Origin of the sequence: Photobacterium rosenbergii (genome assembly GCF_033022775.1) — a bacterium.
GTDB classification, from domain to species: Bacteria; Pseudomonadota; Gammaproteobacteria; order Enterobacterales; family Vibrionaceae; genus Photobacterium; species Photobacterium rosenbergii_A.
The window spans coordinates 79,985-95,312 of record NZ_JAWJZI010000016.1; the positions used below are offsets into that span (position 1 = coordinate 79,985).

At 47.4% G+C, this 15,328-nt stretch carries 13 protein-coding genes; 10 read left to right on the forward strand and 3 right to left on the reverse strand.

The annotated features are described in order from the left end of the window. Nucleotides 1-277: 277 nt before the first annotated feature. The 3 genes from fabV (at nt 278) to R2X38_RS22465 (ending at nt 3,438) form a co-directional block, all read left to right on the forward strand. Nucleotides 278-1,414 carry an enoyl-ACP reductase FabV gene (fabV, locus tag R2X38_RS22455; protein ID WP_317524588.1) on the forward strand — a complete coding sequence of 379 codons (1,137 nt, stop codon included), beginning with the start codon at nt 278-280 and terminating at the stop codon, nt 1,412-1,414. 139 nt (nt 1,415-1,553) lie between these two features. Next, a complete protein-coding gene (locus R2X38_RS22460; RefSeq protein ID WP_317524589.1) occupies nt 1,554-2,036 on the forward strand; it encodes a hypothetical protein in 483 nt (160 codons plus the stop codon). A 349-nt stretch (nt 2,037-2,385) separates the two neighbouring features. Next, a complete protein-coding gene (locus tag R2X38_RS22465; protein ID WP_317524590.1) occupies nt 2,386-3,438 on the forward strand; it encodes a helix-turn-helix transcriptional regulator in 1,053 nt (350 codons plus the stop codon). A 106-nt stretch (nt 3,439-3,544) separates the two neighbouring features. Here the strand turns inward: R2X38_RS22465 and R2X38_RS22470 are convergent, their stop codons facing one another. The 3 genes from R2X38_RS22470 to metN form a co-directional block, all read right to left on the reverse strand. Further along, nucleotides 3,545-4,360 (reverse strand): MetQ/NlpA family lipoprotein, encoded by an 816-nt coding sequence (locus tag R2X38_RS22470; RefSeq protein WP_317524591.1) that lies wholly within the window; start codon nt 4,358-4,360, stop codon nt 3,545-3,547. 96 nt (nt 4,361-4,456) lie between these two features. Further along, nucleotides 4,457-5,143, reverse strand: a complete 687-nt coding sequence (locus R2X38_RS22475; RefSeq protein ID WP_317524593.1) for a methionine ABC transporter permease — start codon at nt 5,141-5,143, stop codon at nt 4,457-4,459. Continuing rightward, on the reverse strand, nt 5,133-6,167 hold the full coding sequence (metN, locus tag R2X38_RS22480) for a methionine ABC transporter ATP-binding protein MetN (protein WP_317524594.1): 1,035 nt from the start codon (nt 6,165-6,167) through the stop codon (nt 5,133-5,135). Before metN ends, R2X38_RS22475 begins: the two co-directional genes overlap by 11 nt. A gap of 335 nt (nt 6,168-6,502) precedes the next feature. On the opposite strand from metN, the gene gmhB reads away from it, so the two are divergent. The 7 genes from gmhB (at nt 6,503) to R2X38_RS22515 (ending at nt 14,839) form a co-directional block, all read left to right on the forward strand. Then, nucleotides 6,503-7,057, forward strand: a complete 555-nt coding sequence (gmhB, locus tag R2X38_RS22485) for a D-glycero-beta-D-manno-heptose 1,7-bisphosphate 7-phosphatase (protein ID WP_317524595.1) — start codon at nt 6,503-6,505, stop codon at nt 7,055-7,057. A 196-nt stretch (nt 7,058-7,253) separates the two neighbouring features. Continuing rightward, the gene (locus R2X38_RS22490; protein WP_317524596.1) at nt 7,254-8,279 is read left to right on the forward strand and encodes an ABC transporter permease subunit; all 1,026 of its coding nucleotides are present in this window, start codon (nt 7,254-7,256) and stop codon (nt 8,277-8,279) included. Between the two features lie 2 nt (nt 8,280-8,281). Then, nucleotides 8,282-9,325, forward strand: coding sequence for an ABC transporter permease (locus R2X38_RS22495; protein ID WP_317524597.1), 1,044 nt, complete (start codon nt 8,282-8,284; stop codon nt 9,323-9,325). 45 nt (nt 9,326-9,370) lie between these two features. Further along, entirely contained in the window at nt 9,371-11,197 is a 1,827-nt protein-coding gene (locus tag R2X38_RS22500; protein ID WP_411185773.1) for an extracellular solute-binding protein, read from the forward strand. Between the two features lie 12 nt (nt 11,198-11,209). Then, nucleotides 11,210-12,076: an ABC transporter ATP-binding protein gene (locus tag R2X38_RS22505; RefSeq protein WP_317524600.1), complete on the forward strand. Its 867-nt coding sequence runs from the start codon at nt 11,210-11,212 to the stop codon at nt 12,074-12,076. A 33-nt stretch (nt 12,077-12,109) separates the two neighbouring features. Next, nucleotides 12,110-12,946, forward strand: a complete 837-nt coding sequence (locus R2X38_RS22510; RefSeq protein WP_317524601.1) for an ABC transporter ATP-binding protein — start codon at nt 12,110-12,112, stop codon at nt 12,944-12,946. A gap of 72 nt (nt 12,947-13,018) precedes the next feature. Beyond that, nucleotides 13,019-14,839 carry an extracellular solute-binding protein gene (locus R2X38_RS22515; RefSeq protein ID WP_317524603.1) on the forward strand — a complete coding sequence of 607 codons (1,821 nt, stop codon included), beginning with the start codon at nt 13,019-13,021 and terminating at the stop codon, nt 14,837-14,839. The last annotated feature ends 489 nt before the right edge of the window (nt 14,840-15,328 follow it).

Sequence of the window (15,328 nt, forward strand, 5' to 3'; positions counted from 1 at the left end):
CAAATGCCTAACAAGTGATCATTGTTTTTACATGGGCGCCAGAATTTTTAATTAATTGAGGTTGTTCTGTTAATATTTAACACTAGATAGCATGAATTTAACGATATCAATGTTGACTTGCGAGAAATTACACTGCTTCCAATAGTCATTCTCTGCCAATGATTTGACAAAACATGCCATTACGCTTGGAGGTGATCCGCCTCTATTTTTTCTAATACAAGCCATATTATATTTCTCGCCAGTTAAACATTAATCTAAATAAATTAAGGTAAATATTATGAAGCCGATTATTAAAGGTGTAATTGCTAAGAACTGTAATCCAGAAGGTTGTAAAGAAGCCGTTCAGGAACAAATTAATGAAGTCCTTGCAGCGAAACCAATTAATAATGCGCCGAAAAAAGTATTGGTTATTGGTGCTTCTTCAGGTCTAGGTTTAGGCTCTCGCGTTTCACTCGCTTTTGGTGGTAATGCTGACACAATTGGTATCTCATTCGAGCGTCCACCTTCAGAAGATCACACGGGTACTGCTGGTTGGCACAATAACATCGCCTTCACTGAAGCTGCGGAAGCAAAAGGTCTGATCGCAAAGAATTTCGTTGGTGATGCTTTCTCTCCAGAGCTGCGCAAGCAAGTGATCGAATATGTGAAAAATGAGTTCGGTGGCAAGCTAGATTGTGTCGTTTACAGCCTTGCAACGGGTGTGCGTCCAAATCCAGAAGGTGGTATGTGGCAATCATCGCTAAAAGCGCTAGGCCAGCCTTTCACGGGGAACTTCATCAATATTGAAAAAGAAGCGATGGTTGAAATGACTCTACCTGTTGCTTCTGAGGAAGAGGTGAATAACACCGTAAAAGTGATGGGTGGTGAAGACTGGCAGGAGTGGATCAGCTGCCTAAAAGAAGCGGATGTACTGGAGAAAGGCGTGAAAACGGTCGCTTACTCTTACATTGGTTCAGAGATCACTTACCCAGTTTATTTTGGTGGTACTTTGGGTAAAGCGAAGCAGCACCTTCATGCAACAGCGGATGACCTGGATGCACAACTAAAAGATCTGGATGGCGGCGCATACGTCGGTATCTGTAAATCAATCGTATCAAAGGCATCAGTGTTCATCCCTGGCCTATCAAGCTACATGCTTGCCCTGTTTAAGCTACTGAAAGAGCGTGGTGAATACGAAACATGTGCTGAGCACATGCACCGCTTGATGACCGATTTCTTGTATAACGAGGAGGGCGTTCAGGTGGATGATAGTCGTCTATTACGTCCAGACAACTATGAGCTCAACCCAGAAGTTCAGGAAAAAGTGAAAGAGATGATGGCTCAAATCACACATGAAAACTTCAAGTCTCCTGAAGTGGGGGACTATCAGGGTTTCGTTTCTGAGTTTATGAAAATCAACGGTTTTGCCGCATAATTTTTTTCAGCACTGCCCTAATTATTAGGGCAGTGCTTTATCAAAACACTACATATTTAAAATATAAACCTCTGCCAGACACTTTCTTATTTCTATTTTTCTGGCTGATTAAATAATTAATATTTAATGAGACTCAATCATGAACATTCAGCACTTTAAAACAACTTTTATTCTCGTATCTGCTTTAATGATTGGTACTGTTGTAATGCATGAGATGCATATTGTGCCTTGGCCTGCTTTTCTTGCTGTGATCTTTTATTTCCTTAGTGAGTTTGATAATAAAAAGATCCCATCAATCATGGGTAGTGGTGTGGTTGGTCTTTTCTTTGGTTATGGTTTCACTTTTGCCATGCCAGCATTGGTTGAAAGCTTTGGTCCGTCTCTAGGTTACTACATTGTTTTAGGAGTAAGTTTAGCAATTGTTATTGGAATGAAACCAATTGCCCATAGCTATTTTAACCCAATGACTTTCGCTTATGGTCTACTAAGCCTGCTATACATCGATGTTGCCGCGGCAGAGAGTTTCACTTGGCTCTTAACTCACCTTATCGGTGGCAGCTTCATCATAGGCTGTTTGTATATTGCTACTTATAAAGTGCTACCTAAGCTCGCCGCTGAATAACCGATTTGTTTCCTTATCCCCCAAATTGACAAACGATGCCCATTACGAACTCTATTGTGATGGGCATACAAAATTATATTTATATATTGTAGCCATCACTCATGATATTAAATTGATAGTTATGATTGTATTTATGTTTGATATAGGTGAGTAGGTATTACTTCTTGTAACAATAGTAATCTTACAATTTTTAATTAAAAATAACACTTTATTAAGTGTTGTGTTCGGGCTTCTATCTTCTTCTTGATTAAAATCACGGTTCAGACTTCCGCTATTATAATTTATTGCAAACGTTAAGTATTATTATAAACATAAAAAGACTTGCATTGTATGACAAAGAGCGGAACTAATGACTGATATCACTACCGTTGACCCTCGATTTCGCATCCATCAAGGCTGGTTAAAGCTCCTAACCAACTATGCGTTTAACACCTCTTCTTATCGTGTCGAATACCAAAAACTGCTCCAGCAATACCCAGAGCAAGCTAATGACATCAACTATGTTCTGCAAGTTCATCAAGATATTATTAATAAAACAGGAAAAGTACCATCGATTAGAAGCGCTGCTGGTTTAGATCCTCTGACCTTTGGTTGCTTTTCTGTGGCCACCCATACAGCAGAATCTTTACTTGATGTGCTTAAAGTATTTGAAGCCTACTTCATTTATGTTGCCGGACAATTGGATCTAGTCCTAAAGGTCTCTGATCAGTATGTTGATCTCTTCTTACTTGATAACTCTGATCCTACTTCTTATAGAAGCACTTCGCTGGGGATCGCTCTCGTCATATCAATAATTCTAGAGACTCTAAAAATCGTGAATCACAACCAAAGTATTGCCTGTGAGTTGTTTGTAAGAAAAATCGAAATACCAAATGAAGAGGTTGAGCATTTTAAGCAACGTTACAATTGCCGACATATCCACAAAGGAGGGGTGCGTAAAATTCGATTTCAGCGCCATGAACTTGATATAAAAAACCCTAATTATTGCCGTGATACGTACGAATGTAACATAGCTGCCGTTCGCAAAGTGGCGTATAAATTACGCACCAATGATGTGCGTCAGCAGATTTTTGCTATTTTTGATCAGCAAAAGTCACTGGCTGACATCACTCTCAATCATGTAGCACATGAGATGCTTACTACACCGAGAACGCTGAGCCGACGTCTTTCCCAAGTTGATACTACATTCAAAAATTTGCTTCAATTATACCGTATGCAAAAAGCCTTACTGCTGCTATCGGATCCAGATGTGAATAATACTGAGGTTGCCTACCAGTTAGGGTTTTCTGAGCTGAGTAGCTTCTCAAGAGCTTTTAAACTGTGGACTGGAGAATCACCATCTGATTTTCGCGAGAAGAGCCTTAAGCAATATGATGCTATCAATAAAGCGTTATTGTATTGAGCCAGCACCTTGAAGTAACTTGGGTATAGACCTTTTTCAGTCATCTGAAGCCCCTCGATTGAGGGGCTTGTTTGTTTTATTAGAGAAATTGTTACTTGAGGAGGGATTACCAGCCTTTCACAACGCCACCTTGGAAGATTTCTTTAGCTGCTTCGTAAACCACTTCAGACTGATATGCCTTGATGAAGGTCTGAACGTTTTCATTGTTAACGTTATCTTCGCGCGCAACAATCAGGTTTACGTAAGGAGACTCTTTGTCTTCAACAAAGACACCGTCACGCTCTGGCGTCAGGTTGATGCTGCTCGCGTAAGTGGTGTTGATGATGGCCAGCTGCACGTCATCCAGGGAGCGAGGAAGCTGGGCAGCTTCTAGCTCGACAATTTTCAGGTTCTTCGGATTTTCTGCGATATCCAGTACTGTTGCTGTCAGGCCAACACCTTCTTTCAGTGTTAGCAGGCCTTTCTGCTCAAGCAGAAGTAGCGAACGGCCAAGGTTAGTTGGGTCGTTTGGTACTGCAATCTGGTCGCCGTCATTTAGCTCATCGATAGATTCGATTTTGCTCGAGTAGCCGGCAATTGGGTAGACAAACGTGTTTCCGGCAACAGCGAATTTGTAGCCGCGGTCAGTGATTTGCTGGTCAAGGTATGGCTTGTGCTGGAAGGCATTGGCATCGATAGAGCCTTCTTCCAGAGCAGCATTTGGTGACACGTAATCGGTAAAGGTAATCAGCTCTACATCCAGGCCGTATTTTTCCTTGGCTTCTTTCGCTGCAATCTCTGCGACTTGCTCTTCTGCGCCAGCCATTACCCCAATTTTAATCTTGCTGTTATCAACCACTGCTTCTTTTTCGCCACAACCGGTCAGTACCAATGCAGATGCCAGGCCGGCGACGGCGAATAGGTTCTTCAAATTAAAAGCCATGTTACTTCTCCTTAAAACTGGGGTTTTCCGTAATACTAGATGGAATATGGTTATTCTGTGTTTGTTGTCGATATTGTTCGTTATTCTTGCTGCGCCTTACCTGTGGTCGAAGCGCTTGACCAGATGGTCGCCGGCAGACTGGATCAGTTGAACCAGAATAACCAGCATCACCACGGTGATCAGCATAACGGTACCGTCAAAACGCTGGTAGCCGTAGCGGATACCGACATCACCGAGGCCGCCGCCGCCGACTGTACCGGCCATCGCCGAGTAGCTCACCAAGGTCACCAGGGTAATCGTAACCGCATTGATGATGCCCGGTAGTGCTTCAGGCAGCAGTACCTTGCTGATGATCTGGCGTGGGGTCGCCCCCATTGCCTGTGCCGCTTCCACCAAACCGGTTGGGACCTCCAATAGCGCACCTTCAACCAAGCGGGCAATAAATGGGATCGCGCCGACGGTCAATGGCACGATAGCTGCCGCAGTACCGATTGAGCTGCCCACCACGAAGCGGGTGAACGGGATTATCGCCACCAAGAGGATAATAAATGGGATCGAGCGGCCGATGTTGGTCACGATCCCCAACACTTTGTTGAGCGCCGGGTTGGCCAGCAGGCCATTCTCTTTGGTCAGGTGCAGGGCAACGCCGACCGGGATACCGATCAAAAAGCCAATAAGGCCTGAGGCGAAGACCATGATCAGGGTTTGGCCGAGAGCATCGATCAGCAGATCAACCAAACGTTCGTTCTGGGTCCACCATGTGGTAATTGAATCAAGCAACATAGCCCAATACCTCTACATTTACTTTGTGATCGCGAAGGAAATTAATGGCTTGTTCTGCCGCTTGTTCGGTACCGAAGAACTCGGCTAGCATCAGACCGAACTTGACGCCGCCGGCGTAATCCATGTCTGAGCTCAGGATACTGATATCAATGTTGAACTCTCGGGCCACCTGGGAAATCAGCGGGGCATCGACCGATGCACCGGTAAACTCTAGGCGGATCAGCGGGTAGCTGTTGTCGACGCGGGATTCAACCATCCGGGCACGGTAGTCTTCCGGAATAGAGAGATCCAAGGTTGAGCGGATAAATTCGCGCGCCAGTTCGGTTTTCGGGTGGGCGAAGATGTCGCCGACCGGGCCTTTTTCGACTAGTTCACCGCCACCGATGATCGCCACTTCGGAGCAGATGCTTTTGACGACATCCATTTCGTGGGTGATCAGCAAGATAGTCAGGTTGAGCTTGCGGTTAATTTCTTTAAGCAGTGTCAGGATCGACTGGGTCGTCGCTGGATCAAGGGCGCTGGTGGCTTCGTCACACAGCAACACTTTCGGATCAGAAGCCAGTGCACGGGCAATCGCCACACGTTGTTTCTGACCACCACTGAGGTTGGATGGGTAGGACTCGCTCTTGTCAGCCAAACCAACCAGCTCTAGCAATTCGTCGACTTTGGCCTTAATGGCTGCTTTGCTGGTACCTGCTAGCTCTAGAGGCAGGGCTATGTTGTCGAAAACGGTACGGGATGACAGTAGGTTGAAGTGCTGGAAGATCATGCCGATCTTGCGGCGAGCCTGGGTCAGCTCTTTGTTTGAGAGTTGCGTCAGGTCGATACCATCAACAATGACATGGCCGCTGGTCGGGCGCTCGAGCAGGTTAACACAGCGGATCAGGGTACTTTTACCGGCACCGGAAGAACCAATTACCCCGAAGATGGTGCCCTGTTCAATGGTCAGGTTGATCTCACGCAGAGCGTGGATCTCCTTGGCCCCTTGATAGAAGACTTTATTGACTCTGTTTATTTCTATCATCGTTTTTCCCAAATCCTATACCGTGTTGATGACGGGCACGCCCATCAGTGGCTGCGACCGGTATATTGTTATGTTGTGTATTGCATTTGCATTATTTTATTGATGCTTGAAGCCTGTCTGCCAATTGCATCTATGGCTTTGATGCTATGGGCTAACATAAATGAAGTCAATAGATATTTTTACGTCTGGACGTCTAAATGGCTTTATAGCCATAGTGCCAGTGTGATTATTATAGGTTGTTCTTCTTTATAGGGTTGAGAGAAACAGGTGAATCCCATTGCCAGCCGTGCCATAATTTGGGGCATAACGAATACAGCGAGACAGAGGGCTGACGCTTGGCCAAACCAGCAGTTTTTATTGACCGTGATGGCGTGATTAACATTGATCACGGCTATGTCCACACTACCGATGATTTCGAATATGTCGAGGGTGTGTTTGAAGCCTGTAAGAAACTTAAGGCAATGGGGTACATGTTGGTGTTGGTGACCAACCAGTCTGGCATTGCCCGTGGTATGTTTACCGAAGACGAGTTCCTGACCCTGACAGAATGGATGGATTGGAATTTTGTCGACAATGGTGTTGAGTTCGATGGCATCTACTATTGCCCTCACCATCCAACAGAAGGCAAGGGTGACTACCTGCAGGATTGCAACTGCCGCAAGCCTAAGCCTGGTATGTTTATCTCTGCCCGTGACTTCCTCAAGATTGATATGGCCGGCTCGGTGATGATCGGTGACAAGGCCGATGACATGAAAGCCGCTGGCGCAGCCGAAGTGGGGACCAAAATCCTGGTCCGTACCGGTAAAGCAATCACCGAAGAAGGTGAGCAGCTGGCTGATGCTGTACTCGATAGTGTCGCTGATGTACCGGCTTGGTTAGCTGCGCGTTAATCTAACCTTCATTTGTTATCAAGGCCGCATTCTGCGGCCTTTATTTTTATCTTTTTCCTGCTAAATCTCTTCCTCTACGCCGTTGTTATTATAAAGTTAAATTAACCGGGCGTTTTTCGACGCTGTTTTATCGCCATTTGTGGATGGTGGTATCGAGGTTATGTACTTTGCCTGTTTAACATGGAGTAGTTAAAACATGCTGTCATATTTCTTGCGTCGGTTTGTATTGGTTGTCCCGACGTTTTTGGGGATCACTATCCTAATCTTTGCCATTACCCGGTTTGTTCCTGGCGGGCCGGTGGAGCGGATGCTGGCCAATATGCAGGCCCAGGGAGATGGCTCTGCAGCCATGACCTCTGCCGGGGGCAACTCGGCACTGTCTGAAGATCAAATTGCCGAGTTGAATGCCTTCTATGGGTTGGATAAACCCGTATTGGAGGCCTATACCGAATGGCTGGGTAAATTGATGGTACTGGATTTCGGTGAATCCACCCGTTATTACGAGCCCGTCTCTGACATGATTGCCGAGCGGTTGCCGGTTTCACTGTTCTACGGCGGCATGACATTCTTTATTAGTTATTTTATTTCTATCCCCCTCGGTTATTACAAGGCTCTCAAACACGGCTCGGTGTTTGATTCCGGCTCATCGATCCTGATCTTTGTCGGTTATGCCTTACCCGGATACGTGGTCGGTGTCCTGCTTATTACCCTGTTTAGTTATCACTTGGAATGGTTCCCGATGGGGGGCTTTGTCGGAGACGACTTTGATGACTATGACACCTTCTTCGAGCGGGCCAAAGATGTGATGTGGCATGCGGTGCTGCCGCTGATCTGTTATTTGATCGGTGACTTCGCCACCCTGACCATGACCATGAAAAACAACCTGATGGAGAACTTGTCTTCTGACTATATCCGTACGGCTATCGCCAAGGGGCTGCCGTTCAAAAAAGCGGTACGCAAGCACGCCCTGCGCAATAGTTTGATCCCGATTGCCAGCCACTTCGGTAACTCGTTGCTGTTCTTCATGACCGGGTCGTTCCTGATCGAGGTTATTTTCAATATTGACGGTATTGGCCTGCTTGGCTACGAGTCGATCATCGAGCGTGATTATCCGGTGGTGATGGGCATTGTCGCCATCAATGCCGGCATGCTGTTGATGGGCAATATCATTTCCGATATTTGCGTTGCCCTCGTTGATCCTCGAGTGAAGTTTGGAGCCTGATCATGTTGAACTTAACCCCCCTGACACTGAAAAAGATCAAGCGCTTTAAGGAAATCAAGCGAGGCTACTGGTCTTTCTTGCTGCTGTCCTGCTTGCTGGTGCTGTCCCTGTTTGTCGAGTTGTTGATTAATGGCAAGGCGCTGATTGTCAAATACAACGGGGAGTACAGCTTCCCGGTACTATCGGAAGTTCGCCTTGGCAGTGAATTCGGTCAATCGTCGTCGAGTGAGGCAAATTACCGCGAACTGCAGGCACTCTTTGCCGAGCAGGGCGAAGGCAACTTTGTCGTGATGCCGCTGGTGCCTTGGAATCCGTATGAGCAGGACTTTTCCGGCGATTACCCGCCGACAGCGCCGAGTGCTGCCGATAAACACTACCTCGGAACCGATGTGATCGGACGCGATATTCTGGCCCGTTTGGTCTACGGCTTTCGAACCGCCATGGGGTTTGCCTTGATCACGATGGCAGTCTCGTACGCCATTGGTACGGCGGTCGGCTGTGCCATGGGCTTTTTCGGGGGAAAGTTTGACTTGTTTGTCCAGCGCTTGATCGAGGTGTGGTCAATGGTGCCTTTCCTTTATGTCATCATGATTTTGGTGTCGATCACCCAGCCGACATTCGCTTTGTTCGTTGGAATAAACGTGTTGTTCGGCTGGATGGGGATGACCTGGTATATGCGGACCATGACCTACAAAGAATCGGCCCGGGAATATGTTATGGCAGCCAAGGCTCTGGGGGCGTCAACCCTGCGTATTATCTTTCGCCATATCTTGCCTAACACCATGGTAATGATTGTGACCTTGGCGCCTTTTACTATCGCGGCCAACATCACGGCCCTGACTGCGCTGGACTACTTGGGTCTCGGCCTGATGCCTCCGACACCGAGCTGGGGGGAGCTGTTGCAGCAAGGGAAGTCCAACCTCGACTCACCGTGGATTGTAACCTCGGTTGTCAGTGCCATTGTATTGGTGTTGGTGATGGTGACTTTCATCGGTGAAGCAATCCGTGCTGCTTTCGATCCGAAGAAATTTACCCGCTATGTTTAAACTTTGTTTGCAGCTGTTGTAATAAGGATATTAATAATGAAAAACATGCTCTCATTTTCAGCTGCCGCGATTATGGCTGCACTTGGTAGTGCGGTAACAGCGGCAGAGTTACCCGCAGGTTTGTCGTGGGAGTCAAACATGGAGGAGCCTCTCTTTGCCTCCCCTGATGCCAAGTTTGGTGGAACCTTGCGCACCCATATGGCCAGCTTTCCACAGACTTTGCGCAGTGTGGGGCCGGATTCGAATTCGGGGCTTCGCCATCACTTCATGGACGGGGTGCCCAAACTCGCAGCCCGCCATCCTAATACCGATAAATGGATCCCTCAACTGGCAAAGGAATGGGCCTTTGATGATGACAACCAAACCGTATACTTCAAGTTGGATCCTAAAGCCCGTTGGTCGGATGGAGAGAAGGTGACGGCCGACGATTACCTCTTCATGCTCAAGTATTATCGCTCCAAAGATATTATCTCGCCGTGGTACAACGATTTCTTTACCAACAAGATTGAGGATGTCGTCAAGTTTGATGACTACACCATTGCCGTGAAGTCAGCCGTCAAGATGACTGATGATGAGCTGATGGTTCAAATCAACCTACCAAGCAATGGCTTGCAGCCTCGGCCGGAACACTTCTTCAAACCGAAGAAGGATGAAAACAATGACGGTATCGATGATGACTTCGTCCGCCGTTATAACTTCAAAAGTGAGCCTACCACCGGACCTTATTACATGGATAAGGTTAGAAAAGGCAAGAGTGTTACATTCAAGCATGTTGGCGAAGACTGGTGGGGCTACAGTAACCGCTATTACCAAAACCGCTACAACGTAGAAAAAGTACGCTACACCGTGATCCGCGACAGTGATATTGCCCGCAAGCATTTTGAGAAAGGCAGCCTAGATACCTTTGGCTTGATCCTGCCAAGTCTGTGGCATGAGAAAGCAAATACTAAGCCTTACCAAAATGGCTATATCCATAAATTCTGGGGCTTTAACCAGGCAGTCCAAGGGGCGGGTGGGCTATGGATGAATACGGCCCAACCATTGCTTGATGACCGTAACATCCGCGCAGGGATCACTTATGCGACGGATTTTGATGGCATGATCGCAAACGTGTTGCGTGGCGATTACAGCCGCAAGCCCCATGGTTTAGGCTTCGGCCATGGTGGCTATGACCGCAGTGATAATAGCCCTCCGGCTTTTGCACCAGAAAAGGCGGCAGAGTATTTTGCCAAAGCCGGGTTCGACAAGATTGGGCCGGATGGGATCCGGCTCAATGACAAGGGGCAGCGTTTGAGCTTTGCCATTACTTATGGTTATCAGCCGCACACACCACGTATTGCTTATCTCAAAGAGCAAGCAAAGCAAGCGGGTCTTGAATTTACCCTCAACCTTGTAGATGGGTCTTCGGCCTTTAAGTACGTGCTGGAAAAGAAGCATGACCTGGCCTTTATCAATATGGGGGGAGGGGAGATCCCGGCCTATTGGGAGTACCTCCACTCGGTCAATGCCAAACCCCAAACCAACAACCATACCAATTTCCGCTCACCGGAAATGGACAAGTTGATCGACAGCTATACCAAAGAATTTGAACTGCAAAAGAAGCAAGCCATTTCCCACCAAATCCAAAAAATCGTCTCAGATGAGTACCTGATCATTCCTGGTTACATGGTGCCGTATACTCGTGAGGGGTACTGGCGCTGGATGAAGTACCCGACCCCTGCGATGACAAAAAAAACCGAGGCCATGTTCTCTGTGGTTGATTTGGCGACCTTCTGGATTGATGAAGATGAAAAGAAAGCGACCCAATCAGCGATGAAGAAAGGCAAAACCTTTGAGCCGGTCACTGTGATCGACGACACCTATAAGCTGTAAGGCCTGTCTATTATGCAAGATGATGTGATTTTAAGTGTTCGCGATCTAGAAACGGAATTTACTACTGATGATGGCGTCGTGAAGATCCTTCACGGGGTGAATTTCGATGTGCGCAAAGGCAGGACCCTAGGGCTGGTGGGCGAATCAGGTTGTGGAAAAAGCGTGACCTCTATGTCCATTATGGGGCTGCTGCCCAAACCCTATGGGCAAATTACCAAGGGGCAGATCCTTTACCGCGGGACAGACTTGGTGAGTTTGCCTCCTGAAGAGATGTATGCGATGCGCGGTAACAAGATCTCGGTGATCTTCCAGGATCCGATGACCGCCTTGAACCCGGTCCACAGTGTTGGCCGCCAGCTCAATGAGGTGCTAGAGCTCCACCGCCCAGACCTAGATAAGGCGCAGCGTACCGCGTATTCGCTGGAGATGCTCAAGAGGGTCAAAATCCCGATGCCGGAAAAGCGGCTCAATGAATACCCCCATAACCTTTCGGGTGGTATGCGCCAGCGGGTGATGATCGCCATGGCACTGGCTTGTAAACCTGACATACTTATTTGTGACGAGCCGACAACCGCGTTGGACGTAACGGTACAGGCGTCGATCCTAGAATTGATGAATGAGCTGCAGGAAGAAACGGGTATGGCAATGATCTTCATCACCCATGACTTGGGGGTGGTGGCAGAGATCTGTGATGATGTGGCCGTGATGTATGGAGGTAAAATTGTTGAATATGCAGATATTTTTGATTTGTTTGACAACCCCCAGCATCCCTATACCGAGCGATTGATGGGGCTGATGCCAAGCCTGGAGAGTGAGCCGAAGCAGCCGATTGAAATCAAACCGATTGATATCACCCAATTTCCTGAGTTTAAAGGTTAGGCCACCGGGCGCGGTGATGTAAAAGAGGACGTTATGACAGAAGTATTACGGATAGAAAACCTCAAGCAGCATTTTGTCTCAGGGAAGGGAATTTTCAAAAAAGGCTATACCGTCAAAGCGGTAGACGGCGTCTCCTTTTCTGTTTCTCGCGGGGAAACCCTGGGCTTGGTCGGGGAGTCCGGGTGCGGGAAAAGTACCTTGGGTCGTACCATTTTGAAACTCTACGAGCCAACCGAAGGCAAGATTTTCTTCGAAGGTGAAGATATCACCGACTTGTCGGCCAAGGCTATGCGACCGCTGCGCAAAGACATGCAGATTGTATTTCAGGACCCAATGGAGTCTCTGAATCAGCGCCATACTATAGGCATGATTTTGGAAGAGCCTTTCATCATTCATAAGATTGGTACACCGCAGGAGCGCAAGGTCTGGGTGAAAGAGCTGCTGGTTAAAGTCGGGTTGTCTGAAAGCGCCGCAAACCGCTACCCCCATGAGTTCTCGGGAGGGCAGCGGCAGCGCATCGGTATTGCCCGCGCCATTGCTTTGAAGCCAAAATTGTTGATTTGTGACGAGTCGGTATCTGCCCTGGATGTCTCTGTACAAGCACAGATCCTCAACTTGTTATTGCAGTTACAGAAAGAGATGAATTTGGCAATCATTTTCATTTCCCACGATTTGTCGGTCGTCAAGCATGTCTCGGACAACGTGGTGGTGATGTATTTTGGCAAAGTTGTCGAGATGGGGCCGGCCGCCGAGATTTATGCCAACCCCCAGGCGGATTACACCAAGAAGTTGTTATCGGCAATTCCGATCACCCACCCGAAAGACAGGAAGCGTAAGAGGCGGGCGGACAAAAGTCCCCATGTCGCCTGACCACGACCTTGAGTGAGTAATTGAATAATGGCAATTGCCGGCAGAACTTAGCGGCAAAAAGGAAGAAACAGAATGAAAAGGACGCTACTCACCACAGCTATATTATTCCCGGCGGTGTCATGGGCCGTGTTGCCCGACAACCTTGAATGGATCACTAACAATAATGAGCCGCTGTTTGCCTCCCCAGAGGCCAAGTTTGGCGGTACGTTGCGTACATCTATGCCGAGCTTTCCACAAACGTTCCGTACCGTTGGCCCGGATGGTAATGGTGCATTCAGGGTGTGGTTGCTTGATAAGCAGCCGCAGTTGCTGCAGCGCCATCCAGATACATTGAATTACATTCCGGATATCGCCACCCACTGGGCTTTTGGTGATGATAACAAGACCATTTACCTCAAGCTGAATCCCAAAGCGAAATGGTCGGACGGCGAGCCTCTCAAGGCATCGGACTTTAGCTATATGCTTCAGTTCTACCGTTCCAAGGATATTATAGACCCTTGGTATAACACGTATTACCGTACCCAAATCGATCGCATTGATGCTCTGGATGAGCACACAATCGAGGTGGTATTTGCCAAGGAGTTGGATAATGAGGCACTGCTGTATTTTACCCACCGCCTCAAGCCGCGCGCTGAGCACTTCCTGAAACCGAAAACAGACAAGAATAATGATGGTGTCGATGATAATTTCGTACGCCGCTTTAACTTCAAGCCTGAGCCAACACTGGGGGCATACCATGTCGGGAAGGTGCGCAAAGGCAAATCCATCACCATGCAGCACGTCGGTGAGGATTGGTGGGGCTACACTAACCGCTATTACCAGAATCGCTATAACGTAGAGAAAGTGAGTATCAAGATAATCCGTGATGAGGATATTGCGTTTAAGCACTTCGAAAAGGGTAACCTGGATGTCTATTCTCTGGGGCGACCTGAGCTCTGGTACGATAAAAGTCAGTCAAAGCCATTTAAGAATGGTTATATCCACCGTTTCTGGGGCTATAACCAAATGGAAGTTGGGGCTGGGGGCTTTTGGCTCAATACAGATAAACCGATGCTCGATGACATCAATATCCGCAAAGGGATTGCCCATGCATTGAATGTGGAAGGTCTGAACGAAAAAATTTTCCGGGGAGACTTTAGCCGTAAACCGAATGGGCTCGGTGTGGGGTTGGGAGCCTTTACCAATAAGGAGTTATCGCCACTACCTTTTGAGCCGGAAGCGGCGATTAAGTATTTCGAACTGGCAGGGTTTGACCGTATTGCTGCTGACGGTATCCGTGTCAATAAGGATAATCAGCGCCTGAGTTTCGCGGTGACCTATAGCCAGCAGGTGGTTACGCCGCAGCTGGCTTACCTAAAAGAGCAAGCGAAAGCCGCCGGGTTAGAATTGACCATGAATCTGGTAGACGGTTCGTCGGCCTTTAAGTTCGCGCTTGAGAAAAAGCATGAAATCTCCTATCACTCGATGGGGACTGCACCTCGACCGCAATACTGGGAGTATTTCCACAGCGCCAATGCCGGCAAACCTCAGAATAACAACTTTACTAATTACAGTACGCCGGAGTTAGACGAATTGATTATGCAATTTCGCTCGGTGTTCTCAAGTAAGGAAAAAGAGAGGTTGTCTCGTGAGATTCAGCGGCAGGTACATGATGCGACCGTGATTGTGCCCGGTGTAATGTCACCGTACATTCGTGCAGGCTACTGGCGTTGGATGAAATACCCAGCCAATCCGATGCAGAAGAAAACCGAGGCTTTGTTCACTATCGGCCGTATGGATGATTTTGGAACCTATTGGATTGACCAAGAGGTGAAAAAAGCGACACAAAAGGCAGTGCAGCAAGGGCAGAGCTTTGAGCCTGTCACGGTTATGGACACCAGATATAAACCATAGTCTACAAATCAGAGCCACAAACCTTAGTCGGCTAAGCGTATCGGATATATCCAGGCACTCGTGAGGGTGGCTTGTTTCATTTACAAACTAAATAACAAGTAACTGTGCAAAAAACACGCGGTTGTTTTGTTTTGGCATTTTTTTATGAATTTAGGGCTTGTCAGCTTCGTTCAACTCTCTATAATGCCGCCTCACTGACACGGAGTACGGCAACTTAAGCCGTTGACCAATCAGTATTGTTCTTTAACAATTTGACCATGCAATCTGTGTGGGCACTCGTGAAATGATAGTCAACAAAAGCATTATCAATGAAACTGAGTGACCAATACGAAATAGCTTCGGCTATATCGGCACAGTCAATTCTTACTTACTTTTTGTCTTCACTTTTTAAAGTGAAATAAATTGGAAGTAATAACAGTATTCATTGAGCCAAAACTTTAATTGAAGAGTTTGATCATGGCTCAGATTGAACGCTGGCGGCAGGCCTAA

What these genes read in the sequence shown, in the direction of transcription:
- fabV (WP_317524588.1), top strand. Translation starts at nt 278, where the DNA reads ATGAAGCCGATTATTAAAGGTGTAATTGCTAAGAACTGTAATCCAGAA.
- R2X38_RS22460 (WP_317524589.1), top strand. Translation starts at nt 1,554, where the DNA reads ATGAACATTCAGCACTTTAAAACAACTTTTATTCTCGTATCTGCTTTA.
- R2X38_RS22465 (WP_317524590.1), top strand. Translation starts at nt 2,386, where the DNA reads ATGACTGATATCACTACCGTTGACCCTCGATTTCGCATCCATCAAGGC.
- R2X38_RS22470 (WP_317524591.1), bottom strand. Translation starts at nt 4,360, where the DNA reads ATGGCTTTTAATTTGAAGAACCTATTCGCCGTCGCCGGCCTGGCATCT.
- R2X38_RS22475 (WP_317524593.1), bottom strand. Translation starts at nt 5,143, where the DNA reads ATGTTGCTTGATTCAATTACCACATGGTGGACCCAGAACGAACGTTTG.
- metN (WP_317524594.1), bottom strand. Translation starts at nt 6,167, where the DNA reads ATGATAGAAATAAACAGAGTCAATAAAGTCTTCTATCAAGGGGCCAAG.
- R2X38_RS22490 (WP_317524596.1), top strand. Translation starts at nt 7,254, where the DNA reads ATGCTGTCATATTTCTTGCGTCGGTTTGTATTGGTTGTCCCGACGTTT.
- R2X38_RS22495 (WP_317524597.1), top strand. Translation starts at nt 8,282, where the DNA reads ATGTTGAACTTAACCCCCCTGACACTGAAAAAGATCAAGCGCTTTAAG.
- R2X38_RS22500 (WP_411185773.1), top strand. Translation starts at nt 9,371, where the DNA reads ATGCTCTCATTTTCAGCTGCCGCGATTATGGCTGCACTTGGTAGTGCG.
- R2X38_RS22505 (WP_317524600.1), top strand. Translation starts at nt 11,210, where the DNA reads ATGCAAGATGATGTGATTTTAAGTGTTCGCGATCTAGAAACGGAATTT.
- R2X38_RS22510 (WP_317524601.1), top strand. Translation starts at nt 12,110, where the DNA reads ATGACAGAAGTATTACGGATAGAAAACCTCAAGCAGCATTTTGTCTCA.
- R2X38_RS22515 (WP_317524603.1), top strand. Translation starts at nt 13,019, where the DNA reads ATGAAAAGGACGCTACTCACCACAGCTATATTATTCCCGGCGGTGTCA.